Genomic DNA, 24209 nt, shown 5'->3' with positions numbered 1-24209 from the left:
TTGTGTCGTTGCAAGCCGGTTGCAGGGTTACTGCGTGCCCTCCGCATACCAGGTGCGGAACCGGTCATACTTGGGCATTTCTTCCGAATTCGCCTTCGGGTCGATCGCGACGTGGATCACGGCCGGACCGCCTTGGGCATAGGCCCGCGCGATAGCCGGGGCGATCTCGTCCGCGGTGGTGACATATTCGCCATAGGCGCCAAGCCCCTCGGCGATCTTGTCAAAGCGGACCTTGTCGCTCCAGTGCGTCCCGGTTTCGGCCGTGCCCTGGCCGAAGGTGCGCTTGTAGACCCCGACCTCGAGGCCCCACTGGAAGTCGACCGCGACCACGCAGACCAGCGGCAGATTGCGCCGCACCGCCACTTCCAGCTCGGCAATGTGGAACAGGAACGAGCTGTCCGAGGTGACCAGCATGCCCGGACGGACCTTCCCGGTCTCGGCCTGGTCGGCCAGCATGGCGCCCGTGGCATAGGGCAGCCCGGTGCCGATGTGCCCGTAATTCTGGTTCCAGATCACGTCGTTCGGCTTGCACTGGTTGTAGGTCCAGCCGAACACGACCGAGGCGCCGCCATCGCGGATCATGATGCCGTCCTTGGGGAAGGCCTTGGTCGTCTCGACAATGAAGCGCGAGGTGTGGATCGGCACGTTGCCGCGCCCGTCGCTCTTGCTCAGCGATTCCACCGCGAGCTGGTCGAGCTCGGCCTGGCCGTCGCGCATGAACTTGGCGAGATCCTCGCCAGCGGGACGGCCTTCGCCCAGGGCGCGGGTCAGCTGCGGCACCACGGCGCGCACGTCGCCCACCAGCGGCACGTCGATCGGGCGGTTCACGCCGATCGCGGTCGGGTCCTGCTGGACGTAGATCCACTTGCGGTTCGCCTCACCGGCATACCAGTGGCGCCACCGGCCGAAGTGCACCGGCTCCCCCAGTTCGGTCGCCAGGGCAACCACGCAGTCCGAGGCCTCGACCGCCTCGATCGAGGCATCGGAGAACACGTACTGGAAGGTCCGGTCCTCGATCCCCTTGATATAGCTGGTCCCGCCCGAGGTCTGGATCACCGGGCAGTTCATCTTGAGCGCCAGTTCGCGCACCGCGTCGCCCGACTTGGTGGTGTGCACGGCATGGCCGACCAGCAGGATCGGGTTCTTGGCCTTGAGGATCAGCTCGGCGGCCTCGGCGATGCGGTCACCATCGGCGCCCTGGTTGGTCAGGCGGTAGCGGTGCGGCGGCAGGACCGGCGGCGCGTCGAGCTCTTCCAAGATGACGTGGCTGGGATATTCCACATAGGTCGGCCCGGGGGTGCCCGACATGGCGATGCGGATCGCTTCGCGGATCACCTCGTCGGTCTGGTCAGCATATTCGATCGCGCCCGAATACTTGACCGAATCCTCGATCATCGGCTCCTGGCGGACGAACTGGATGCGGCCGCGGCGGACGCGCCGCTCGGTCACGCGGGCGCGCTGGCCGCCGAGGAAGATCACCGGCGAGTTCTCCACCTTGCAGCACTGGATCGCCGGCATCATGTTGGCGAGGCCCGGCCCGAGCGTGCCGAAGCACAGCGCCGGCTTGCCGGTGATGCGGCTCGCCGCTTCGGCCATGAACCCGGCGGCGGCCTCGTGGTGGGGCGAGACAACGGTCCAACCGCGCTGTTCGGCCTCCAGGCAGAGATGGACGAAGTTCGGATCGGGGATGCCGAACAGGGTGCGGATGCCCTCGGCCTCGAACAGGTCGAGAATGCGCTTGTAGACGGGCACGCCACCGGCCGCGAGCTTCAGTTCGCTGGTTGCGGTTACCGGCTTGGGATCGTCGTAGCTCATCGGCTGGCCCTGTCTTTGCTGTCTGTCTCGGTCTCTTGCGGGTACCCGCAAGTTGCGTCGATTGCCGTCGATCCACCAAACCGGCAACGGATATCGCGGGGGCTCCGCATATCATCGCCGGAGGGATGGACCGCGCCCGCCGCGCGCCGGTTCAACCGGCGGCGTCGGGCGCGTCAGGCAGGATCACCGGCGCGCCCCGGCCCATGAATTCGGCCAGGTTGCGGTGCATGTTGATGATCTTCTGTTCCTGATGCGGATTGGGCAGCGCGCCGCGGAACCCGCGTGACTTCATCCCCTTGTGGACCCAACGCATGTTGGCGAAGTCCTGTGCCAGCACCAGGCCCCAGTTCTCCTCGGTGGGTTCGGCATAGACCCATTCGGTCTGCGGTTCCTCGCCCTCGGGATAGCGCTCCAGCGCATAGGCCTCGAAGATGCACTTGTCCGGATCGTTGCCATAGGGACGCGCGCGATAGCACAGCGCAAAGGTGACGCCCTGGAGGATGTTCTGGTTGGGAAACAGGGTCCAGGCCAGACCCGCCTCGGCCATCACCTCGGGCGGGATCTCGGGCCAGATCACGCCGCGGGCAGCGTCGTCGGCCTTGGCGCTCTTCATCCAGTGCGCCATCACTTCGGCCACGGTCGCGGTCTCGGGCAGCTCGTCCTTCAGCCGCGCCGCGGCGGCGATGAGCGTATCGGTCGAGGCCGAGTAATTGATCGTGGTGTAGTTCTCGCGCGCCAGCTCGTAAGTCGAGACACGGGGGTCGGCCCCCTTGCCGGCGCGGCTGACCGACCCGCCCTGCACCGTCGTTTCGGCCTGCTTGCGCTGGTCGAAGCCGGACACCGAGTGCAGCCCGTACGCCTTCGAATAGGCATAGAACTCGGCGTAGGCAGTCAGCTGATTGTGAGTCGTGGTGGTGTGATAGGGCTCCATGAAGGCCTCGATCGAGGTCTTCCAGTTGGCCGGGTAGATCACCCACTGGCGCCACTTGTAGCGCATCTTGTCGAGCTCGAAGTGCTTGAGGATGCGCCCGGCGTCACCCAGGAACTCCTCCAGGCTTTCGCCTTCCGCGCGCATGTCGACATAGATAAACCCGCCCCAGGTATCGACCCGCACCGGCGAAAGCGAGGTGCAGGTCGAATCGAGCGCGCCGTGCCAGTCGTCCTTGTCGAGGATGTAGGTGCACTGCCCGTCCAGATCGTAGGTCCAGCCATGGAAGGCGCAGATGAAGTTGCGCGCCTTGCCGCGCACCCCGTTGCTGGTCGCCGGGGTGTCGATCAGCTGCCGGCCGCGGTGCGAACAGACATTGTGGAACGCCTTGATCGTGTCGGGCCCGGTGCGGACGATGATGATCGAATCGTCGCAGATGTCGTAGGTCAGGAAATCGCCGACTTCGGGGATGTCTTCCAGGCGCCCGGCCATCTGCCACACGCGCGGCCACAGCCGGTCCTTCTCGGCCCGGGCATAGTCCGCCGACAGGAAGGCCTCGGTCCCGTAAGTGGCGGCCACTTCCGCCGCGAGGTCCGCCGCGCCGAGCGGCCGGCCGGCAGTGCTGCTGCGATCGTTCATGGTCTTGCGCTCCCGCAGGGTCCGGCCGGTCAGGCCAGGACCATTCCTTCCATGTCGCCCTTGTCGCGCCATTCGGCGAGCATGGCCTCGAAGTTGTCCCAGCCATAGCCCCAGCCGGGGAACAGCGCCCACTTGGGGTTGGCTTCGCCCTCGTTGTTGAAATAGCCCGGCGGGCAACGCTGCTGCAGGGCCGAGACGTCGGGCTTGATCTCGTTGTAGGTCCGCACGTAGGCGTCCATCGCCGCCTGCGAGGGCTCCACCCGGCTGATCCCGCGCTTCAGGCATTCGGCGAAGATCCAGGCGGCATGGGCGCCCTGGCGGCCGAAGTGCTCGGTCACCGACGAGTTGATCCCGCCCTGGATGTAGCCGATGAAGGCCATGTTCGGGAAACCGTGGGTGGTGATCCCGTGGAAGGTCAGCGGCCCGTCGCGCCAGTGATCGTAGATGGAACGCCCCTCTGCCCCTTCGAACTGCGGGATGCCCCAGCGCCGGTTGAGGTCCGAGGTCACCTCGAACCCGCTGGCGAAGATCACGCAGTCGACCGGGTGTTCCTGACCGTTGGCGATGAAGCCGGTCTCGGTCAGTTCCTGGATGCCCTGGGTGTCGGACACGTCGACCAGCGTGACATTGTCGCGGTTGAAGGTCGGGTAATAGTCGTTGCTGGACAGCGGGCGCTTGCACAGGTGGTGGTACCACGGCTTCAGCGCCGCCGCCGTCTGCGGGTCCTTGACCAGCTCGTCGCAGCGGGCGCGCAGGCGCTCCATCACCTGGAAGTCCATGATCTCGCGCCGGGCGAAGTATTCCTCGAGCGGGATCTCCCTTCCCCCGGCGGCGATCTGTGCGGCGAGGTTGCGGTTGATCTCGGTCCAGATGTCGCAGATCAGGTCTTCCTCGCCGAACTGGTAGACCTCCTGGGCACCGCGATGGAAGTTGGCGATGCGCCGGGCCTGCCAGCCGGGTTGGAGCGCGGCGGCCCATTCGGGATCGGTCGGCGGGTTGGGCCGTTCGTCCACGGTCGAGGGCGTGCGCTGGATCACATAGAGATGCTTGGCATGGCGCGCGAGGTGCGGCACGGCCTGGATCGCGGTTGCGCCGGTGCCGACGATCGCCACGCGCTTGTCGGCCAGCCGGTCCAGCGTGGCATTGTCGGGGCTGCCCCCGGTGTAGCCATAGTCCCAGCGCGAGGTGTGGAACAGCTTGCCCCTGAACTGGTCGATCCCCTTGATCGCGGGCAGCTTGGGCATGTTGAGCACGCCCGGCGCGACCACCACGAAGCGCGGCCGCAGGGTATCGCCGCGGTTGGTGGTGACGATCCAGCGGCGCAGGCCCTCGTCCCAGCGGAAGCTGGTCACCTGGGTGTGCAGCAGGGCCTTGTCGGCAAAGCCAAAGCGCTCGGCGATCGATCGGGCATAGGCCTGGATCTCGTTGCCGTCGGCGAACTTCTTCGAGGGCAGGAAGCCCATTTCCTCCAGCAGCGGCAAATAGCAGTAGGCATCGTTGTCGCACTGCACGCCAGGATACTTGTTCCAGTACCATACCCCGCCGAAATCGCCCGCGGTGTCGACGTTGCGGATGCTGGTGACGCCCAGCTTGGTCAGGTGGTAGCTGGCCTTGATGCCGCCCCAGCCGGCGCCGAGCACCAGCACGTCCAACTCCTCGTCCAGCGCAGCGCGCGGGGCGACGGGGGCATAGGGATCGAGCGCAAGGTCGCCGGTGTCGCCCTGCCCCAGGCGGACGTACTGGGCCTGGCCCTCGCGGCGCATCCGCCGGTCCTTCTCGATCCGGTACTTTTCCCGCAGCGCCGGAATGTCGAACGTATCGGGCGACGGCACCGTGGTCGGCTGGCAGGTCATGGCAGGCATCCCTCTCGTCTTTATGTCCCGGCTCGTTATCAACAGTACTGTTGATTAACGTCAATCACGCGTGGCCGCCGGGTCGGCGTATAGCGCCGGGGCGATATCAGGCCTTGCGCACGAAGGTCGGCTCGTCCGCTGCCGGGAAGGCGGGGAAGGCGCCGTAGTCGGGCGTATCGATCCAGGCCCCGGTCAGGTCCGGCGCGCCGCGGTACTTAAAGCTCCAGTGGCGCGAGGCGAAGCGCCACAGCCCGTCTTCCTCGGCATAGCGGTCATGGTACCAGCCGATGGTCATCGCGGTGCTGCCATCGTGCATCGTGGCGAATTCGGTGATGTTGAGCCGCCCGAGCACGTCACCGTCCTCGGCGTGCAGCTGCGCCGGGCCGACCAGCAGATGGATGCGGCGACAGCGGCCCAGCAGCTTCTCGCAGGCCTCGACCAGAGACGCGCGCCCGCGCACCTCCATCCCGGCGATCTTCCACAGCCCCTCGCGGGTCCAGCAGGCGGCGAACTGTTCGGCATCCTGCCGCCAGACCGCGTCGACAAAACGGGCGTGCAGCTGGCGAATGCCGAAATCGGCAGCGATAAGATCGGTCATTGCTCGTCCTCCACCCAGCGCGAGGTCAGGGCTCGCGGGCTCAGATACTTGGTCCGGGTCCACCCTCCGTCGACCACGATCGACTGGCCGTTGATCAGCTCCGCCCCGGGTGAACAGAGGAACGCGATCGTGCTGGCGACATCGTCCACCTCGGCCAGGCGCGGATAAGGGGTGGTCTCGACATTGTTGCGCTTGAAGGTCTCGTCGGCGAAGCGATGCCGCACCATGTCGGTCATGGTCACGCCGGGGGCCACGCAGTTGGAGCGGATGCCCCGCGGGCCATATTCGCAGGCCATGTGTTCGGTCAGCGACTTGAGCCCGCCCTTGGCCGCCGAATAGGCGCCGCCGCGCCGCCCGCCGATCATCGCGAAGGTCGAGGTGACGTTGACGATGCCCGAACCGGGCGCGAGATGGGGGATCACCTCGCGCGCCAGCCGGAAGGGCGCTTTCAGCATCAGATCGAGAAAGCCGTCGAGCATGGCATCGTCGGTCTCGTCGAGCGGCTTGGGGCTGCCGGCCCCGGCATTGTTGATCAGAAAGTCGATCCGCCCGAACCGCTCGAGCGCCAGTTGCACGATGCGCGTCGGGGCGTCCCGGTCGGTGACGTCGACTGCCAGGGTGGCGACCCGCGCGGGATCGGCGATCGCCTGCTCCAGCGCAGCCAGCTTGGCAGGGTCGCGCCCCACGCCGACGATGGCCATGCCCATGGCGTGAAGCTGTCTTGCGGTGCCGAGGCCGATGCCGCTGCCCGCGCCGGTGATGATGGCGGTTTGCATGGCCCCATGCCATCGGTTTGGCGGGCCCCTGTCAAGCGAGGGACCCGGACTCATCGCCGGAGCGGTTTGACCCGCTGCGCCCCGCTGCTTAGCCCTCAGTGCGGGTTGAGGAGCGGTGAACGATGGGCAAGCTGCAGGGCAAGGTTGCTGTTGTGACCGGAGCGAGCCGCGGGATCGGCAAGGGCATCGCGCTGGCGCTCGCTGCCGAGGGTGCGACCGTCTATGTCACCGGGCGCACGGTCAGCGCCGGGGATCATGCCCTGCCCGGCACGGTCGGCGAGACGGCGGCCGAATGCACGCGGCGCGGTGGACGGGGCATCGCGGTGCGCTGCGACCACGCCAGCGCGGCCGATGTCGCCGCGCTGTTCGCCAGGGTCGAGGCGGAACAGGGCCGGCTCGACATCCTGGTCAACAATGCCTTCGTGATCCCGGATGACCTGCTCGAACCCAAGGGGTTCTGGGAAAAGCCGCTATCGAACCTGGCCATGATCGATGTCGGGGTAACCTCGAACTTCGTCGCCGCCTGGCACGCGGCGCGGATCATGGTGCCGCAGGGCAGCGGGCTGATCGTGGCGATTTCGGGCTATGCGGCGGTGACCTACACCTACGGCGTCCTGTTCGGCACGTCGAAGACCGCGGTCGGGCGAATGACCCGCGACATGGCGGTCGAACTGATGCCCCATGGGGTCGCCGCGGTGACGCTGTGGCAGGGCCTGACCCTGACCGAGCGCGCGCGAGAGAATCTGGCGAAGGTTCCGGACAAGATGACCCGCTCGATCACCGGGCAGAAGGGCAGCTCGGTCGAGCATCCGGGACGGGTGATCGCGGCCATGGCCTGCGACCCGGCGATCATGGCGCGTTCCGGCGGCGAGTTCATCACCGCCGAGATCGCGCGCGACTATGGCGTGACCGATGATGATGGCACCTGGGTGGAATCGATGCGCGACCAGCGCGGGGCTCCGCTGTGGATGCCGGTGCAAGGAGTGAGCGGGCAATGAGCGAACTGCGTTTCGATGGCCGGGTGGCCGTGATCACCGGCGCCGGCCGGGGATTGGGCCGGGCCTATGCCCTGCTGCTGGCGGCGCGGGGCTGCAAGGTGGTGGTCAACGACAACGGCAGCGCAACCCGCGGGGACGCGATCGTGGCCAATCCGGCGCAGGAGGTGGTGGACGAGATCATCGCCGCCGGGGGCCAGGCGATCGCCTCGACCGACAGCGTGGCCCTCGCCTCCGGCGCGGCGGCGATGATCCAGGCCGCGATCACCGCCTGGGGACGGATCGACATCGTGATCCACAATGCCGGCAACGTCCGTTACGGCCCCATCGCCGACCTCTCCGACGCCGATCTCGACGCGGTGCTGGAGGTTCATCTGAAGGGCGGCTTCTATCTGGTCCGCGCCGCCTTCCCGCACATGGTTGCCCAGGCGTACGGCCGGGTTGTCCTGACCTCGTCGTGCAGCGGGCTCTACGGCAGCCAGACCACGGTCAACTACGGCATGTCCAAGGCCGGCCTGCTGGGGCTCAACAACGTCACCGCGCTGGAAGGCGGGGCCCACGGAATCCGCTCCAACACGATCATCCCGGCTGCGGTCACCCGCATGGCCGATGGGCTAGACACCAGCGCCTATCCGCCGATGGAGCCCGAACTGGTCGCCCCGATGGTGGCCTGGCTGGCGCACGAGGATTGCACGGTTTCGGGCGAGCATTTCATCGCCGCCGCCGGCCGGATGGCGCGGGCCTTCACCACCGAGACCAAGGGGGTGTTCCGCCCCGACTGGACGATCGAGGAGGTCGCGGCGGACTTTGCCGCGATCCGCGACCCCGAGGGCGAGCGCTGGACCTTCCCGCCCTACCCCTCGGGCATGGCCGATCATCTCGGCCGGAGCTTCGAATGGGCCCATCGCGAAAGGGCCGTGCCCCATGGCTGACCCCCGTCTGGCCGCGCTGCTCGATCGCGACGCGATCCGCGCCGCCCTGGTCCGGCTGGCGCGCGGCGAGGATCGCCGCGATGCCGCCCTGATCGAATCCGCCTACTGGCCCGATTCGACCACCGACTTCGGCGTGTTCCGCGGCACTTTCGCCGAATACCTCGCCTGGGTGGTGCCCGGCGCCGAGGCCATCACCAACACCCAGCACGTCCTGGGCCAGAGCCACATCGAACTGGCGGGCGACACGGCGCGGGTCGAGACCCAGGTGATTTCCTACCACCGCGTCGATTATGGCGGCGGCGACGAGCACGATACCTGCATGGGTGGCCGCTATCTCGACCGGTTCGAGCGGCGCGACGGCGACTGGCGCATTGCCGCGCGAACGATGCTCTATGACTGGTCGCAGGACTGGGGCGCGGCGGTCGACTGGAGCGGGGGCCTGATGGGCATGCCCTTCAGCGCGCCGCACTTTGCCGGGCGCGCCCATGGCGACTGGAGCGAGCGGTTCTTCCGGGGCGAGGCATGAGCGACCGGCTGGCGTGGCTTGCCGACCGGCAGGAGATCCTCGACTGCCTGACGCGGTTCTGCCGCGGCATGGACCGGTTCGACCGCGACCTGTTCCTGTCCGCCTTTCACCCCCACGCCGAGATCGCCGCTGGACCCTTCGTTGGCTCGCCGGCCGATTGCTGGGACTGGGCGGTGCCGATGCACGAGGCGGCTCAGCCGATGACCCAGCACCTCCTGCTGAACCATTCGGTGGAGATCGTGGGCGATGAAGCGCACAGCGAGACCTATTACCAGTTCATCGCCCGCAACCACCCCTTCACGGCGGACGGAGGCGAAACGGTCATGCAGGCTGGCGGGCGCTACATCGACCGGCTCGAGCGTGGCGCCGATGGCTGGCGCATCGCCCTGCGCATCAACCTGATCGAATGGAACTGCCTGCAGCCCTCCCTTCCCCTGCCCTTCGGCGAGATCGCGGATGCCGCTCTGAACGGGATCGCGGCACGCGACCGCAGCGATCCCGGCTATGCCCGACCGCTGGTCAACCGGAGACCGCACCAGCGGCCTTGAGCCGATCCCGGATCGCGGTCTTGAGCACCTTGCCCGCATCGTTGCGCGGCAGGCCGTCCCACAGCTCCACGGCTTCCGGATACTTGAACTTCGCCACCCCGCGCGCGGCGAGATGCTCGGCCAGTGCCGCCACGTCGGGGGTCGCACCCGCCCGCGGCACGATCACCGCGACCGCCCGCTCGCCGGTGCGCGGATGGGGCAGGCCTACGATCGCGATCTCGGCGATGGCGGGATGGTCGGCCAGCAGGTCCTCGATCTCCTTGGGGGCGATGTTCTCGCCGTTGCGGATGATCAGGTCCTTGATCCGCCCGGTCACCACCAGGCAGCCATCGGCGCGCAGCTCACCCTGGTCGCCGGTGCGGTAGAATCCCTCGGTGTCGAAGGCCGCCGCCTCGTCCTCGGCATGGGCATAGCCGGCCATCATTTGCGGACCCTGGGCCAGGATCTCGCCATCGGGCGCGATCCGCACAGCGGCGATCCCCGGCCGGCCGTCGGTTGTGGCGGCGCTGTCGGCATCGTCCGCGCCCAGCGCGCCGACCGTGGTCACCGGCACCTCGGTCGAACCGTAGACCCGGCTGACGCGGGCCCCGGCAAACCAGCCGGCGGCCTCGCGCACCAGCGCCGGCGGGACCGAGGCCCCGCCGCAGATGAACACCTTCAGCCGATCGAGCCGGGTCCCGGCCGCGCGCGCGGCGGATAACAGCCCCTGCAGGAACGGCGTCGCGCCGGCCATGTGGGTCACGCCCTCGCGCTCCATCAGCTCGACCGCAAGCGCCGGGTCCCAGCCGTCCATCAGCACGGCGGTGGTGCCGAGCATCACGGGCATCTCGAAGGCGTAGATCGATCCGCCGATGTGGCTGACCGGCGATGGCACCAGAAACCGGTCGCCCGGTTCGACCAGCCAGTGGCGTCCGATCTGGCGGATCAGCGCGCCGATGGTGTTGTGGGTGTGGAGCACGCCCTTGGGCCGGCCCGTGGTCCCGCTGGTGTACATCACCATCCGCACGGCATCGGCATCGACTGCGGGCAAGGCCTCGGCGCCGTCGCGGGCGATGACCTGCTCCCAGCCGCTCTGGCCCGGCTGCGCGGTGCCGCGCACCACGACCACCTCGGGGGCGTCGGGCAGGTCTGCGCAGACCCGCGCCAGCATGGCGGCATAGTCGTGGCCGCGGAAGGTACCCGGAATCACCACAAGCCGGCTGCGCGCGTCGGCCAGGATGAAGCGCAGGTCATGGTCGCGCAGCGAGGGCAGCACCGGATTGGCGACCAGTCCGGCCAGGGTCGCGGCCAGGTAGACCGTCGCCGCCTCGTGCCAGTTGGGCAACATGAAGCTGATCACGCTCCCCACGGGGTGGTGCAGGGCCAGCACGCGGGCGAGACGTTCCGCTTCGGCCAGCAGTCCCGCGGCGGTCACGCGGACATCGCCATCGACGAGCAGCACCCGTTCCGGATCGGCAGCGGCGGCCCGGCGCAGCGCCTCGCCCAGCGTTTCGCGCGCCCACCAGCCCTGGGCATAGGCCCGTTCGGCCAGGGCGTCGTCGCGGCGGACCGACCAGCCGCCCGGCAGGGTTCTGCGCATTGCCTCCATGGCCCGTCCTCTGCCGCAGGATCTGCCCCGGCGTCACCCTCGCCGGCCAGTTATCGCCGCGACGATCCCGCACCGGTCCGATCGCCTCATCGCCGCGGTGATGCCACGGGACCCCGCCTTGACTTTGCCCGCCGCCATCGGCCTGTTCCGGCCGCGAAAGGAAATTGCATGACACGCTCACTCAATGGCCGCGTCGCTGTCGTCACCGGCGCGGGCTCGGGGATCGGCCGGGCTATCGCATTGCGCCTGGCAGAGGACACCGCGCGGATCGCGATCTGGGACATCAATGCCGCGGGCGCAGAGGAAACCGCCGCGCTGATCCGCGCCCAGGGCGGGACCGCGCTGGCCATCGCGGCCGACTGCTCGGACAAGGCGGCCATCCAGGCCGCCGCCGACCGCACGCGGGCCGAGCTGGGGGCCATCGCGATCCTCGTCAACAATGCCGGGATCGCCCCGTTCACCCCATTTCTCGACACCGATGACGACCTGTTTGACCGGGTCATCCGCATCAACTTGCGCGGGCCCTGGCTGGTCACCCGGCAATGCCTGCCCGACATGCTCGCGGCCGGCTGGGGCCGGGTGATCAATATCACCTCCTCATCGGTCCAGACCGGTTCACCGGCCCAGGGGCACTATGTCTCGTCCAAAGGCGGCCTGGTCGGCATGACCAAGGCGCTCGCGCTCGAATTCGCGCCGACCGGCGTGACCTTCAACATGATTCCGCCCGGCTTTATCGATACGCCGATGCTGCGCGCCGCGCCGATCGATGCCGATGCCTTTGCGGCCACCTTGCCGATGAAGCGGATCGGCCAGCCCGAGGACATCGCCGCCGCCGCCGCCTACCTTGCCTCCGAGGAAGCGAGCTACATCACCGGCCAGGTCATCTCGACCAACGGCGGACGCTATATGGGCTCGCACTGAGGCCCGCCACGCGGGGCAGGGCCGCGATCAGCGACAGGCCCGCCCCCGGTTCGCCGCCGCGCGGGTGTTGACCCGGAGCCCTGGCGCAAAGGAGAGCAGACATGGCCACGAGACCCGAGTGCCGCCTGCGGTATGAAGAGATCAAGCCTAAGATCGGCGCCCGCGTCCTGAACAGCAAGGACGAGCTGCTGGGCGGGCAACTCACCGGCGATCTGCTGGCCCTGCTGGAACAGCGCGGCGTGCTGGTCTTTCCCGAAATCGATTTCACCGACCCCGAGCAGATCGCCTTCACCAACAGCCTGGGCGGAAATGCCCGGGAGATCACCGGGAGCGAGGTGTTCAAGGTCAGCCTCGACGAATCGGTCAACGCCAAGGTTGCCGAATATCTGAAAGGCTCGCTTTACTGGCACATCGACGGAACGATGAACGCCATTCCGATCCGCGCTTCGATGCTCACCGCCAAGGTCCTCGCGCCCGCGGGCGGCGACACCGACTTCGCCAACACCGCGACGGCCTATGAGGACCTGCCGCAGGAGACGAAGGACAGCATCGCGGGACTCCGCGTGGTCCATTCGCTGTGGCGATCGCAGTTCTACCACACGCCGGAGCCGACCATGGCGCAGATCGAGGACTGGCAATCGAAAGGCGAGGCCGAACTGCCGCTGGTATGCCGCCATCGCTCGGGCCGCAAATCGATGGTGCTGGGCAACACGGCCCATTACGTGGTCGGCAAGGACCCCAAGGAAAGCTACCGCATCCTTCACGGCCTGCGCGAGTTCGCCACGTCCGAGCCCTACAGCTACCGGCACCACTGGAAGATCGGCGACACGGTGATGTGGGACAACCGCACCTCGCTGCACCGCGCCACCCCCTATGATCCCTATTCCGGCCGGATGATGCATCGGACCATTCTCGACGGCACCGAGGCCTGGGAGGACCATTGACCGGGCCGTCCGCGCAAGCGACCGCCCGGCGCGCCGAGCAGATCGCCTTGGCCAGGCCAAGGGGGCACGGACAGAACCGGCACGACGAGGAAATCTGGCCAACCAGTTCTAACGGGCGGTATGGCCAGTCTGGTTGGATTGACTTACCACTTCCTGGAAAGATGATTCGGGAGTGAGCAGATGTCCGCAGCCAGCCGTTACCTGACCTTTGGCGCGTCGCTTGTGGCGCTGTCGATCGGATCGCCTGCCGTGCGGGCCGATGCCCCCCCGGCCAATCCGTGGATGGCGGACAGTGTCGTGACCGCCCAGCAGGCGGCCCCCACGGACGAGGTTCGCGAAACCGTGGCCCGGCAGCGGGCGCGACTGCTGATCGGGGCGATGACCCTGGACCAGAAGCTCCAGCAGTTGACCGGGGCGCGTCCCGAGATCCTGCCCGAACTTCCGCAATGCTTCGGCGGGCGGCATGTCAGCGGCATCGCCGCGCTCGATATCCCAACCTTCCGCATCACCAACGGGCCGGTGGGCCTGGGGCAGAACGACTGCGTCTCGGCCGAACTCGCCGCCGGTCCGAGCAACCCGTTCGGCGTCAACGGCAAGGCCTATACCCATCCCAGCTCGGCCAAGGCGACGGCCCTGCCCTCGGCCCTTGCCGCCGCCGCCTCGTTCGATCCGGCCGTCGCGGGGCTCTACGGCGAGGTGATCGCCACCGAGATGCACGATCTGGGCCTGCACGTGTTCGAAGCGCCGGGCCTCAATCTGGCGCGGCTGCCGATCCTGGGCCGCAACTTCGAATACTTCGGCGAGGACCCTTTCCTGAGCGGAACGATGGCCGTGGCCGAGATCCGGGCGATCCAGTCGCGCGGGCTGATCGCCATGGCCAAGCATTTCGCGGCCAACGAGCAGGAAACCAACCGGATGACGATCCAGACCACGGTGGATCGCCAGACCCTGCGCGAGCTTTACCTGCTGCCGTTCGAGATGGCGGTGAAGGACGGCAAGGTGGCTGCGGTGATGTGCGCCTACAACTTCGTCAATGGACAGTCCTCCTGCGAGAACCGGGAGCTGCTGACCGACGTGCTGCGCAAGGACTGGGGCTTCGGCGGCTATGTCCAGACCGACTTCTTTGCTCAGAAGAGCACCGTCGCGCCGCTGCGGAACGGGCTGGACCACGAGATGCCGATGCCGATGCAATGGGCTCCGGCCAAGCTCAAGACCGCGCTGGCCGCCGGGGACATCACCGAGGCGATGATCGATCAGGCGCTGGAGCGGCGCTATGTCCAGGCCTTCAAGGCCGGAATCTTCGATCGCAAGCTGGCGCTGCGCCCGATCGATTATGCCGCCGGCGGCCGCAAGGCGCGCGAGATCGGCGGACGGGCCGCCGTGCTGCTGCAGAACAATGGCGTCCTGCCGCTGTCCGGCAAGCTCCGCTCGCTGGTGCTGATCGGCAAGGCGAGCCAGGTCTATGCCCAGCAGGCGGTGGCCGGAGGGGTCGTGCTCGGCGAGCCGATGGGATCGGGTGGGGGGAGTTCGGACGTGGTGCCGCAGTACACCGTCAGTCCCGTGGAGGGTCTGCGGGCGGCCCTGGGCGCGGGCGGAACAGTGCAACTGGTGCTGGTCGACGATGCCAACACCGGCGCGACGATCGACGGTCGGGCGGCCAGCCTGGACGAGGCCCTGGCCCTGGCGGCGGGAGCCGATGCGGTGGTGGTGATGGCCGGGACCGTGGCCGAGGAAGGCGCCGATCGCGCCACCTTCGCCGATGCCACGGGCAAGGCGCTGGCCGAGCCCGCCGCCGCCGGTCTCAGCCTGGACTGGTATGCCCGCCGTTCCAACCTGATCGCCACCCGCGAAGGCGACAATGCGGCGAAGCACAGCGGCACGTCGGCCCTGCTCGAACGCCTGCTGCGGACACGCTCGCTCAGCGGCCGGGCGATGGCGACGAAGACCACGCTGGTGCTGAAGGACAATGCCAGCGCCGCGCTCCCTGCCGCGCTGATCGGGCCGCGCGGTCCGGCGATCGTCGAGGCCTGGTTGCCCGGGCAGGAAGACGGAAACATCGTCGCCGACGTCCTGTTCGGCAAAGTCAACCCGTCGGGTCGCCTGCCCGTGACGTTCCCCGTCGCCGGTCGCAGCTTCCTCGATCATGCCAGCGCGGCGCAGTTCCCCGGCGTGCCCGCGGGTGAAGGCAATCGCCAGACGGTGACCTATGCCGAGCGCCTCGCCATCGGCTATCGCTGGTACGACCTCGATCCCGCCGGGGTCTGTCCCGAACGCGCGGGGCGCAACCCCTGCGTGGCGTTCCCGTTCGGGCACGGGCTGTCCTACACCAGTTTCGCGATGAGTCCGGCCCGGATCGCGGCGACCGGGCCGGGCACCTGGCAGATCACCGCGCGGGTGACCAACACCGGCCGGCGCCGCGGTGCCGAGGTCGCGCAGGTCTATGTCACCCTGCCCGCCTCGGCCGCCAGCCATGGCGCCCGGCAGCCGCCGCGTCGGCTGGTCGGTTTCCGCCGGATCGAACTCGACCCGGGCGAGTCCGGCGAAGTGGCGATCCCGCTCGATGCGAACGCCACGAACCACCCGCTCAGCGTATGGGACGAGGCCCGCCACGAATGGGTCATTCCGGCCGGTGAGGTCACCGTCTGGTTCGGTCGCTCGTCGGCCGGTTCCGACCTCAGACCGGCGGGGCGGATCGATCCGGCGCGCAGCCGCGTTCGTTGACCACCCACAGCACGAAGCGGTGCAGCGGATACATGCCGTCCCACGGCGTGCCGTTGGTCGAAGGCCCCGCCTCGCCCAGCGGACAGACGCGCTGGGCACCGGCCGCGGCAAGCCCGTCGCGCAGCGCGGCCATGCGCTCGGCGGGCGCGACGCCGACCGTCTGGGTCGCGACATTGACATGGGCCAGTGCCGCCTCGAGCCGGTCGACCCGGACAACGTTGGCGATCTTGTGGCTGGGATGGAAGTCCACCGGCTCGGTCGAGCGGATCACCAGGCCCGTGCCATCGGGCCGCCCCCAGACCCGATAGTCCTCGTCAAGCAGCCGCAGCGCCTCGATCTGTTCGCGCAGGTCGCGCGGCAGAGGCCGGACATCCTCACTCGCCACGGCCCGGCGGGCGATCGCGCGCTGGAAATGCTCGCAGAAGCGGTCGACCTGGTTCTCCGGCCCTTCGACGAACTGGAAGCGGCTGGCGGCGCAGGCCTCCTGGTTGAGCATCATCAGGTCGGCCGCGGCGCGCTCGGCGGTTTCGGCGAGCAAGGCGTCCGTGGCCAGGGCCTCGTGACCGACCATCGAGATCGATGTCTTCGGATCGAACGACACCAGCTGGAGCCCCGGGCCAGCATAGCGGGCGAGGCCGGCAATCGTCTCGCCGCCGCCCCAGGCCACGATCCGGTCGAAGTATTGCGGACGGCAGAGCACGCTTTCGACGAGGGTGTCGCCCCCGGACCAATAGACCGCCGACATCGAACGCACGAGGGGATGCCCGGGATCGATCGCCGCCATCGTCCGCAGGATCGCCACCGTGTAAAAGGGATCCGCCGACGACATCTTGAACAGGTTGCAGGCCTTGACCAGCGCGCCCTGCGCGATCGACTTGATGGCCACGCCCGGCGAGTTGCCGGGCAGGATGTGGAGCAGGCGCGGAGCAAAGGCGCGGACCTCCGCGCGCCTCCCGCTGGGATCGGTGGTCTCGATCCAGCCGTCGAGCGCGGCCGGATCGGGAAAGCTGGCCCGCAGCTCCGCCTCGAGCACGCCGCGGTCCAGATAGGCCACGGCGTGCCTGGCGACGGCCTCGATCACCCCGCGTGGCAGCACATGGGTCGCGGCCATCCGCGCGAAGCACTCTTCGACGAAGGGATTGCCGGGTGCAGCAAGGCGCTGGCCGGTTTCGACCAGGAAGTCGATGATCTCGGTGGTCGGGACGTTGAGCAGCGGCGGCACCTCGCCGCGCGGCGTGACGATGCGGTCGAACGGAATGGCCGGGGTCGCGAACACCATCCCGAGGTCGCGCGAGCGGTGAACCGCCGCCTCCCCGTGAATGAGTTCGCCCCGCACGAAGAACGGCGCCTGGACCGGGGGGTGCGGGTCCGGCGCCGTCATGACAGGCCCCGGACATAGGCATCGACAGTCCCGGCGCAGGCGATCTTGTCGTCGCCCTCAAGGTCGGCATAGCGCTCGACATCGTCGCGGATCGAGGGCGAGCCATGGCCACAGGCACAGGGCCCCATGGTCAGGTGGATGCGATCGCCCGAGATCACCCCGCCCCAGCGCCCTTCGAGCGAGAGATCGAAGAACGCCCCCCGGCACGCGATCTCTGCCTGGCCCGGCTCCAGCAGGGTCTCGCCGGACTTGTCGAGCGGCAGGCAGACCACCCACGGCGGCAGGTGATAGCGGCCAGCCGGGCAGCGCGGCATGGAACTGTTGAGCTCCTGCATGCTGTACATCTGGCAGACGAAGCGGGGCGAGAGGTTGAAGGTCTCGAAGACGAACTCGCGATAGTTGGCCGGCAGCAGAGCGCGCTTGAGTCCGCCGCCCAGGTAGATCGCGTTCTCCGGATGGAAGTCGGCTCCGCTGAGCCCGCGCGCGCGCACGGCCTCCGCGAACGGATGCAAGGCGCCCCACATGCCGGTGATGAACAGACGCTCCCCGCGCTTGGCGATGATGTCGTCCACCGCGCCGGTCTGGGCGGCCGCAAGGGCCGCTGCGCGGGCCGCGGACTCCTGTTCGAAGGCTGCGACCTCGCTGGGCAAGGCGGTACCCTCGGCCATACGCCGGCGCATCATGACCATGGCGGTCAGCGATCCGATCGTGGCAGGAGGCAGGCCGGAATCGAAGCGGCGGGCCGCGGGATTCATGAATGCCGCCGCCAGTCCCATGCCGGAGGCCGTGTTGCGCGGAGTCCGCGCGATAACCCCGGCCGGCCCGGCGGGGGTCCGGCCATCGCCGCGCCGGATCGCCGAGCCCCATTCCACGGCGGCAACCTGGGCCCGGGTGACGAAGTCCAGATCGGCCCGGGAGGCCACCAGCATGGCCGCCTTGCCGGTTGTGCCGCTTGAGCAGGACACCGGGAGCCCGGCCCGCTCGCAGGCCGCGATCCATCCGTCGAGGCTGTCCACCCCGGCAAGGTCGACTTCGTCCACCGGCTGGGCCGAGACCGTTGCGAGCCAGCGGGTCAGCACGGCCCACCTGCCCCCGGTCAGGACATTCTCGGGATAGCTCTTGTAGGCGGTGTGCGGCAGCAGCAGCGGCACCACGTCGGCAAGCGCCCGGATCCGGTCGATCCCCGCGTCCTCGGCGCGCAGGCGGACCAGCCGGATTTGGGGAGCCTGTTCCGCCAGCCGTTCGTCGAGAGCGGCCAATTGCAGGTCGCGCACCGCCTCGTAGGGGAGAGCGAAGCCGCGCCCTTCCGACATCAGACCGATCAGCGCCTCGACTGCCTGCCCCATCCTCGACTCCTGCCTGGCGGCCCGGACATCTTTGAAACGATCCGTGCCATTATTGCGGACGATTCGTCCGAGCATGGCGCAAAGATATCGATATATATGGCTTTTGAAAGCTGACCGGCCCAAATTTTAATGATACCAAAATCGTGCCTTTATACCTTCTCATACCAGGGACCGCCATGCCCGAAACCAGGCCCCAAACCCTATCCCGCGCCGGACGACCCAGCCGTGCCGAAGCCGAGGCCCGGATCGAGGAACTGCTGGAAAGCGCGCTCGACCTGTTCCTCACCCATGGCTTCGAGCGGACCAGCATCGACGCGATCGCCGCCGCCGTGCGGATGAACAAGCGCACGGTCTATGCCCGGTTCGCGGACAAGTCGGCCCTGTTCCTTGCTGCCGTCCAGCGGGCGATTGCGCGTGACGTTATCCCGGTGGCGATCCTGACCCGGCTGGACAGCGGAGACGTGGAGGACAGTCTTGTCGCGATCGGGCGCCTGCGGATCGAGCATTTCTTGCAGCCGGCGGCCCTGCGGCTGCAGCGCATCCTCAGGGCCGAGTCGATTCGCTTCCCCCAGATCGCCGACTGGCACTTCGAACTCAGCACCCTGCCTTTCATGACCTATGTCGCCGGGCTGTTGCAGCGGGCCATGGACGAGGGCCGGATCCGGACGGTCGATGCGGCTCAGGCCGCGGCGGCCTTCATGAGCCTGGTGGTCGGCGGGCAGGTTCGCCCGCTGGTCGCCGGGCGAATCCCGTCGCCCGGCGACATCGATCGCCGGATCCGCTTCGCAGTGGATCTCATCCTGCACGGCCTATTGCAGCACTGAGCGCGACCGGCACCGCCACGCGGCAGGCCGGGGTCAACCGCCTGTTTTGCCGATCGTTTCGCCTGAATCGCACCCCTCAGTGTTTTGAAGGTCTATCGCGCAGGCGATGATGCCCGGCCATCGGCGAAGCACGGTTGCTGCTGACCGCCATGGCTTTAGGCTGTAGACTCATAAACACGGAGCCACAGTCGCATTGAAGCCAGTTGGACCATGGCGAGGAAGTTTTCGGCCAGCTTATCGTAGCGGGTTGCAACCCGGCGGAAGTGCTTCAGTTTGGAGAAGAAGCGCTCGATCAGGTTCCGTTCGCGATATAACCACGTGCTGAAGTACGGCTTTGAGCGTCGGTTGGCCTTGGGTGGGATGTTGGCGAACGCACCCTTTTCCCGGAGTGACGCGCGGATGCGATCGGCATCGTAGGCCTTGTCCGCCAAGACGATTGTTCCGGCACTAACATGGTCAAGCAGATCGTCAGCGGCTTGGCCGTCATGGCTTTGCCCTGCGGTCAGGCTTAGCCGGATCGGGAGACCTTGCCCGTCGACGACCGCGTGGATTTTGGTCGTGAGCCCGCCTCTGGAACGACCGAGACAATGATCTCGATCCCCCTTTTTGCTGTCGCGGCCTGTTGATGGGCGCGAACAGAAGTGCTGTCGATCATCTGGATGTCCCCGTCGTGGGCAGCGGCAATGGCGTCCATCATCCGATCCCACACGCCAGCTTTCCGCCATCGCACGAAGCGATTGTAGCACGTGGTGCGAGGACCGTAGCGCTCGGGCAAATCCCGCCAAGGCGCACCGGATCGCAGCACCCAGAAGATGCCGTTCAGTACACGTCTGTCATCGACGCGGGGCACACCTCTGGGTTTGTTGGGCAATAGCGGCTCGATCACGCGCCACTCAAAGTCGGTCAGGTCATATCGGCTCATGCCGACCCTGAATCAGAATCTAATCAGGATGAAAAGGCTTATGGCTGTGAGGGCGGGTCATACAACGGCCCAACGCCCCAAGTGGGCGGAAGGTCAAGATCGGCCTGATTACACCACGTAAGGCGCCCGGCCTTGTAAGCATCGCTCTCGATCAGGTCGGAATGGACTGTCCGCATGGCCAGCATGAGTGCTTGGAGGCCATCCTGCCCACACGCATACCGGCGTACCTCTCGTTCAGGCCACCCTATCACATAACGGCATTGGAACTCGCCTCCAGGTGCCTTTGATGGCGCGAAAAAGCAGACCATCAACTCTCCGCTATCAAGCTCAAACCTGCGTTCCACAAATGGCGTTTCGGTCATCATCCTTCCCTTATCGCAGGCAGGTCTGGCATAGGGCCAACGGAGCGGCAACTTTTATGAGTTCACGACCTAGCTTCCGCCCATCGGAGCCCGCACAGGCCGACAGAGCCGGGCGCCCTAACGATGGGAGGGAGAATCATGAAGACACTTCAGCGCCTGTTGCTGGCCACCAGCTGCATCACCCCGGTCCTGTGGAGCGCCGCCGCGTCGGCCCAGACCACCCCGGGCAGCGAGGCGAAGGCCGCCGATGACAAGGAAATCGTCGTCACCGGCACGCTCATCCGCGGCACCCAGGTGACCGGATCGCAGACCATCAGCGTCGCGCCGCAGGACATCTCGCTCAAGGGTGCGATCTCCACCAACGACCTGCTGGGCCTGATCCCGCAGATCTCCAACACCTTCAACGGCCGGTTCGAAGGCGATCCGCGCGGCTTCTCGTCGGGCATCTCGATCACCAAGCCGAACCTGCGCAACGTCCCCTCGTCCAACCAGACCTCGGGCGGCCTCACCCTGGTGCTCATCGACGGCATGCGCGCCACTCCGGTCGGCGTGAACCAGGCGGCCATCGACGTCGACCTGATCCCCGCGGTGGTGATGGGCGGCATCGACGTGGTGACCGACGGCGGCTCCTCGCTCTACGGCGCCGACGCCGTGGCGGGCGTGCTGAACTTCCGCACCCTGCCCAAGTTCGACGGGATCAAGGTGGACGGCAACCTCGGTTTCGGCACCAAGATCAAGCGCCACCAGACCTGGAACGGGTCGATCCTGGCGGGCAAGAGCTGGGACGGCGGCAACGCCTACATCGCGGTGAACCATGACGAGCGCACCGAGGTCAGCAACCGCGACGTGCCGTGGACCAGCGGTCTGGTCTACAACGCCGCCGGGGTCGCCAGCTACAACTTCACCCAGTGCAACACGCCGGTCGGCACTGAAGCCCGCTGGTTCCGGTTCGGTCCGGGTGCCGCCCAGTTCACCAACAACCCGGCAGCGCCCGGCGCGGGCGCTTCGTTCCCGGTCGGCACGCCGTGCGATGGCGTTTCGGGCAACACCTACATGCCGAAGCAGACCCGGACCAACGTGTTCGCGAAGCTGACCCAGCAGCTGAGCGACACGATCGATCTGCGCGTGACGGCCTACTGGAGCAAGCGCGACACCGAGTTCACCAGCGTGCCCCGCGGCTTCACCGCCGCCGGCAGCCCGCTCACCACGGGCGCCCTGGTCGGCGCGGCGTTTCCCAATGCCGCCGTGGGCAGCCTGACCGCCGTGCCGGGCGGAACCAGCTTCTCGTTCGCGCCCAATTCGGCCTATGTGAACACGCCGACCCGGATCGGCTTCGAGACCTGGGGCGTGTCGCCCGAGCTGACCTGGGCCGTGAGCAGCGACTGGCAGGTTCGCGTCAACGGGCACTTCGGCAAGTCGACCAACTATCAGTCGTTCCCGAACGTCGATACGGTCAAGGCCCAGTGCTACATCACCGGCTGCACCGGGATCAACGCGGGCCAGCTGAACCCGTTCAACGTTGCCGCGGCCAGCGGTTCGGTCATCGCCGATATCATCAACTACGAGAACGCGCAGGACATGAAGCAGAAGATGCTCATGGTGCGCACCGTGGCTGACGGTCCGCTGTTCGCGCTGCCGGGCGGCGATGCCAAGCTGGCGCTCGGGCTCGAGTACCAGAAGAACTGGGCGGCGACCCGTCTGAACGCCGGTCCGGTCGGCGCCATTTCGAGCCTGCCGTTCAACGAGGTCAGCCGCAACGCCAAGTCGTTCTTCGGCGAGGTCTCGCTCCCGGTCACGTCGTTCGCGGTCCTTTCCGGCTCGCTCCGGCATGACGATTACAGCGACTTCGGCACGACGACCAATCCCAACCTGGGCCTGACCCTGACGCCCGTCACCGGGCTGAAGATCTTCGCGCACTGGAACAAGTCGTTCAACGCGCCGACCGCGATCGACGATCTGGCGATCTCGACCGGCCGCTTTGCCTGCGGCATCTACGTGCCGGGCGGCACCGCGGCGCAGCGCCCGAACGACCCGCTGGGCCGCGACACCAGCAAGCAGGGTTCCTGCGCCCTGGTGCTGCAGGGATCGTCACCCGGTCTGAAGCCGCAGACGGCCACCAGCTGGGCCGTCGGCTTCGAGGCGAACCCGATCGACAGCCTGCGGTTCGGCGCGAATTTCTACGCGATCGATCTGAAGAACGCGCTCGGCAACCTCAACCCGGCCGACCAGTCGACCTACACCACCAATGCGAACCTCTACACCTACAACCTCACCGGTCCGCAGTACGCCGCCATCCTGGCGGGGCTGACCAATGGAGCGCAGCTGGGGGCCCAGCAGGTGGCCTCGAACATCGCGATCGTGGTCGACACCCGCACCAGCAACCTCAACGCCGCCAAGCTTGAGGGCGTGGACTTCAATGCCTCGTTCAACAAGGAGACCGAGCTTGGCCAGATCGGCCTCGGCGTCAACGGCACCTACGCCACCCGCGCCCGCGTGCTCGCCAACGGCGTTCCGGCTGACCGACTGAATATCGGCACTTCACGGTTCACCGCCGCCACCTTCGTCTCCTGGCGGAAGGGTCCGCTGTCGACCCGCGTGACGGTCAACTATTCGGGCAAGGCGCGCGACGAGGCTCCGGACAACCTCGGCAACGTCGATCGCAAGGCCTTCACCATGACCAACGTCAACTTCGGTTACGACTTTGGTGAGAAGAGCGCGCTCAACGGGCTGTCGCTGCGCCTGATCGTCGACAACGTGTTCGATGTCGAACCGCAGCGGGTGAACCGCCTGAACACCAACAACCCGGCCTTCTTCCGCTGGACGCTGGGCCGCGTGATCAAGCTGGGCGCCACGTTCCAGATGTAAGGCCCACCACGGCCAGAACGAAAGCGGCCCGGGTCAACCCCGGGCCGTTTTTGTTTTGGCGAAAGGGCCCTTGGCCAACGATTTTGCCAACAGGGCGGCCGAGGCTGCTCCCCTTTTGGAAAGGCGATTGGGTCGATTGTAAACACAACCCCAGAACCCCCACCCCCATCCCCTCCCCAACGGGGAATGGAGCGAGACTTGCCCTGCCGTAGCCGGGCTAGTCGCAACGGGGAGGGGGCTCGACCGTCGAGTTGGCAATCGACCCCATCGCCATGGGAATGGGGATGGGGGCCCCGCGCTTGGGTAGGCAAGCGCCCCGATAACCCGTGGTCTGCGGGCGCGACCGGAAGGCCGCGCCCGGCGGGCTTCACTTCTTGGCGGGAAGCTTGTTGAGGTCGGCCTGGATATCGGCCATCTTGGCCTCGCTCAGCATGTCCCCGGCATACTGCTGCAACTGCTTCAGGGTCATGCCACGGGCCATCTGGATCTGATCGCTCCCGACGATCGCGGGAATGTGCTTGGCCAGCACGGCTTTCGCGGCGGGATCATCGAGCATGGCACCCAGTGCGGTCTCCTCGACCGAATAGCCGGGAGCCTGAGCCGGGGTCGAGGCCGGGACCGAATCCGCGGCCGGAGCCGACGCCTGGGCGGCCATGGGGGTCAACCCCATGACCGGTGCGGCCATGGTCAGGGCAAGCAGATACACCTTCTTCATCATCAGGACT

General features: G+C 67.5%; 19 protein-coding genes and 1 pseudogene. 9 read left to right on the top strand and 11 right to left on the bottom strand.

The window, feature by feature from the left end; genetic code table 11:
- Nucleotides 1-27: 27 nt before the first annotated feature.
- The 5 genes from H7F49_RS01870 to H7F49_RS01850 all read right to left on the bottom strand — a co-directional run bounded on the left by H7F49_RS01870 (nucleotide 28) and on the right by H7F49_RS01850 (nucleotide 6609).
- Nucleotides 28-1815, bottom strand: coding sequence for a thiamine pyrophosphate-binding protein (locus tag H7F49_RS01870; protein WP_185681845.1), 1788 nt, complete (start codon nucleotides 1813-1815; stop codon nucleotides 28-30).
- A gap of 151 nt (nucleotides 1816-1966) precedes the next feature.
- Nucleotides 1967-3382: an aromatic ring-hydroxylating oxygenase subunit alpha gene (locus H7F49_RS01865; protein WP_185681844.1), complete on the bottom strand. Its 1416-nt coding sequence runs from the start codon at nucleotides 3380-3382 to the stop codon at nucleotides 1967-1969.
- Nucleotides 3383-3411: 29 nt separating this feature from the next.
- The gene (locus tag H7F49_RS01860; protein ID WP_185681843.1) at nucleotides 3412-5235 is read right to left on the bottom strand and encodes a flavin-containing monooxygenase; all 1824 of its coding nucleotides are present in this window, start codon (nucleotides 5233-5235) and stop codon (nucleotides 3412-3414) included.
- A gap of 106 nt (nucleotides 5236-5341) precedes the next feature.
- Nucleotides 5342-5833, bottom strand: coding sequence for a nuclear transport factor 2 family protein (locus H7F49_RS01855; RefSeq protein ID WP_185681842.1), 492 nt, complete (start codon nucleotides 5831-5833; stop codon nucleotides 5342-5344).
- A complete protein-coding gene (locus H7F49_RS01850) occupies nucleotides 5830-6609 on the bottom strand; it encodes an SDR family NAD(P)-dependent oxidoreductase (protein ID WP_185681841.1) in 780 nt (259 codons plus the stop codon). The genes H7F49_RS01855 and H7F49_RS01850 overlap by 4 nt, the downstream gene beginning before the upstream one ends.
- Nucleotides 6610-6731: 122 nt before the next feature.
- On the opposite strand from H7F49_RS01850, the gene H7F49_RS01845 reads away from it, so the two are divergent.
- Genes H7F49_RS01845 through H7F49_RS01830 form a run of 4 tightly spaced genes read left to right on the top strand, consistent with a single transcriptional unit; the run spans nucleotide 6732 to nucleotide 9610 of the window.
- Complete coding sequence (locus H7F49_RS01845) at nucleotides 6732-7607, top strand: SDR family NAD(P)-dependent oxidoreductase (protein WP_185681840.1); 876 nt, start codon at nucleotides 6732-6734, stop codon at nucleotides 7605-7607.
- Nucleotides 7604-8536, top strand: coding sequence for an SDR family NAD(P)-dependent oxidoreductase (locus H7F49_RS01840; protein ID WP_185681839.1), 933 nt, complete (start codon nucleotides 7604-7606; stop codon nucleotides 8534-8536). Before H7F49_RS01845 ends, H7F49_RS01840 begins: the two co-directional genes overlap by 4 nt.
- Nucleotides 8529-9062, top strand: coding sequence for a nuclear transport factor 2 family protein (locus H7F49_RS01835; RefSeq protein WP_185681838.1), 534 nt, complete (start codon nucleotides 8529-8531; stop codon nucleotides 9060-9062). The genes H7F49_RS01840 and H7F49_RS01835 overlap by 8 nt, the downstream gene beginning before the upstream one ends.
- Entirely contained in the window at nucleotides 9059-9610 is a 552-nt protein-coding gene (locus H7F49_RS01830) for a nuclear transport factor 2 family protein (protein WP_185681837.1), read from the top strand. The genes H7F49_RS01835 and H7F49_RS01830 overlap by 4 nt, the downstream gene beginning before the upstream one ends.
- On the opposite strand, the gene H7F49_RS01825 is transcribed toward H7F49_RS01830, so the two are convergent.
- The gene (locus tag H7F49_RS01825) at nucleotides 9582-11189 is read right to left on the bottom strand and encodes an AMP-binding protein (protein WP_185681836.1); all 1608 of its coding nucleotides are present in this window, start codon (nucleotides 11187-11189) and stop codon (nucleotides 9582-9584) included. The two genes, H7F49_RS01830 and H7F49_RS01825, sit on opposite strands and share 29 nt — an antisense overlap.
- A 177-nt stretch (nucleotides 11190-11366) precedes the next feature.
- On the opposite strand from H7F49_RS01825, the gene H7F49_RS01820 reads away from it, so the two are divergent.
- From H7F49_RS01820 to H7F49_RS01810, 3 genes are all read left to right on the top strand, one after another.
- Nucleotides 11367-12119, top strand: coding sequence for an SDR family NAD(P)-dependent oxidoreductase (locus H7F49_RS01820; protein WP_185681835.1), 753 nt, complete (start codon nucleotides 11367-11369; stop codon nucleotides 12117-12119).
- 101 nt (nucleotides 12120-12220) lie between these two features.
- Nucleotides 12221-13063 carry a TauD/TfdA dioxygenase family protein gene (locus H7F49_RS01815; RefSeq protein WP_185681834.1) on the top strand — a complete coding sequence of 281 codons (843 nt, stop codon included), beginning with the start codon at nucleotides 12221-12223 and terminating at the stop codon, nucleotides 13061-13063.
- 180 nt (nucleotides 13064-13243) lie between these two features.
- A complete protein-coding gene (locus tag H7F49_RS01810) occupies nucleotides 13244-15784 on the top strand; it encodes a glycoside hydrolase family 3 protein (protein WP_214647591.1) in 2541 nt (846 codons plus the stop codon).
- Here H7F49_RS01810 and H7F49_RS01805 read toward each other — a convergent pair.
- Nucleotides 15738-17165: an acyl-CoA reductase gene (locus tag H7F49_RS01805; protein WP_185681833.1), complete on the bottom strand. Its 1428-nt coding sequence runs from the start codon at nucleotides 17163-17165 to the stop codon at nucleotides 15738-15740. The genes H7F49_RS01810 and H7F49_RS01805 overlap by 47 nt on opposite strands.
- Nucleotides 17162-18511, bottom strand: coding sequence for a hypothetical protein (locus tag H7F49_RS01800; RefSeq protein WP_185681832.1), 1350 nt, complete (start codon nucleotides 18509-18511; stop codon nucleotides 17162-17164). Before H7F49_RS01800 ends, H7F49_RS01805 begins: the two co-directional genes overlap by 4 nt.
- A gap of 176 nt (nucleotides 18512-18687) precedes the next feature.
- Between H7F49_RS01800 and H7F49_RS01795 the strand changes: the two genes are divergently transcribed.
- Nucleotides 18688-19335 (top strand): TetR/AcrR family transcriptional regulator, encoded by a 648-nt coding sequence (locus H7F49_RS01795; protein ID WP_185681831.1) that lies wholly within the window; start codon nucleotides 18688-18690, stop codon nucleotides 19333-19335.
- Nucleotides 19336-19490: 155 nt separating this feature from the next.
- Here the strand turns inward: H7F49_RS01795 and H7F49_RS01790 are convergent.
- Nucleotides 19491-20257, bottom strand: a pseudogene (locus H7F49_RS01790) (IS5 family transposase).
- 38 nt (nucleotides 20258-20295) lie between these two features.
- Nucleotides 20296-20619 (bottom strand): DUF6968 family protein, encoded by a 324-nt coding sequence (locus tag H7F49_RS19960; protein ID WP_407940280.1) that lies wholly within the window; start codon nucleotides 20617-20619, stop codon nucleotides 20296-20298.
- Between the two features lie 138 nt (nucleotides 20620-20757).
- On the opposite strand from H7F49_RS19960, the gene H7F49_RS01785 reads away from it, so the two are divergent.
- Nucleotides 20758-23484, top strand: a complete 2727-nt coding sequence (locus H7F49_RS01785; protein WP_185681829.1) for a TonB-dependent receptor domain-containing protein — start codon at nucleotides 20758-20760, stop codon at nucleotides 23482-23484.
- Nucleotides 23485-23851: 367 nt separating this feature from the next.
- Here H7F49_RS01785 and H7F49_RS01780 read toward each other — a convergent pair whose 3' ends face one another.
- On the bottom strand, nucleotides 23852-24199 hold the full coding sequence (locus H7F49_RS01780) for a hypothetical protein (RefSeq protein WP_235981522.1): 348 nt from the start codon (nucleotides 24197-24199) through the stop codon (nucleotides 23852-23854).
- Nucleotides 24200-24209: the final 10 nt, after the last annotated feature.

Origin of the sequence: Novosphingobium aerophilum, assembly GCF_014230305.1 — a bacterium.
Taxonomy (GTDB): Bacteria; Pseudomonadota; Alphaproteobacteria; order Sphingomonadales; family Sphingomonadaceae; genus Novosphingobium; species Novosphingobium aerophilum.
The sequence above is the reverse complement of the archived record's forward strand: the minus strand, read 5'-3'. Positions and strand labels throughout refer to the sequence as shown.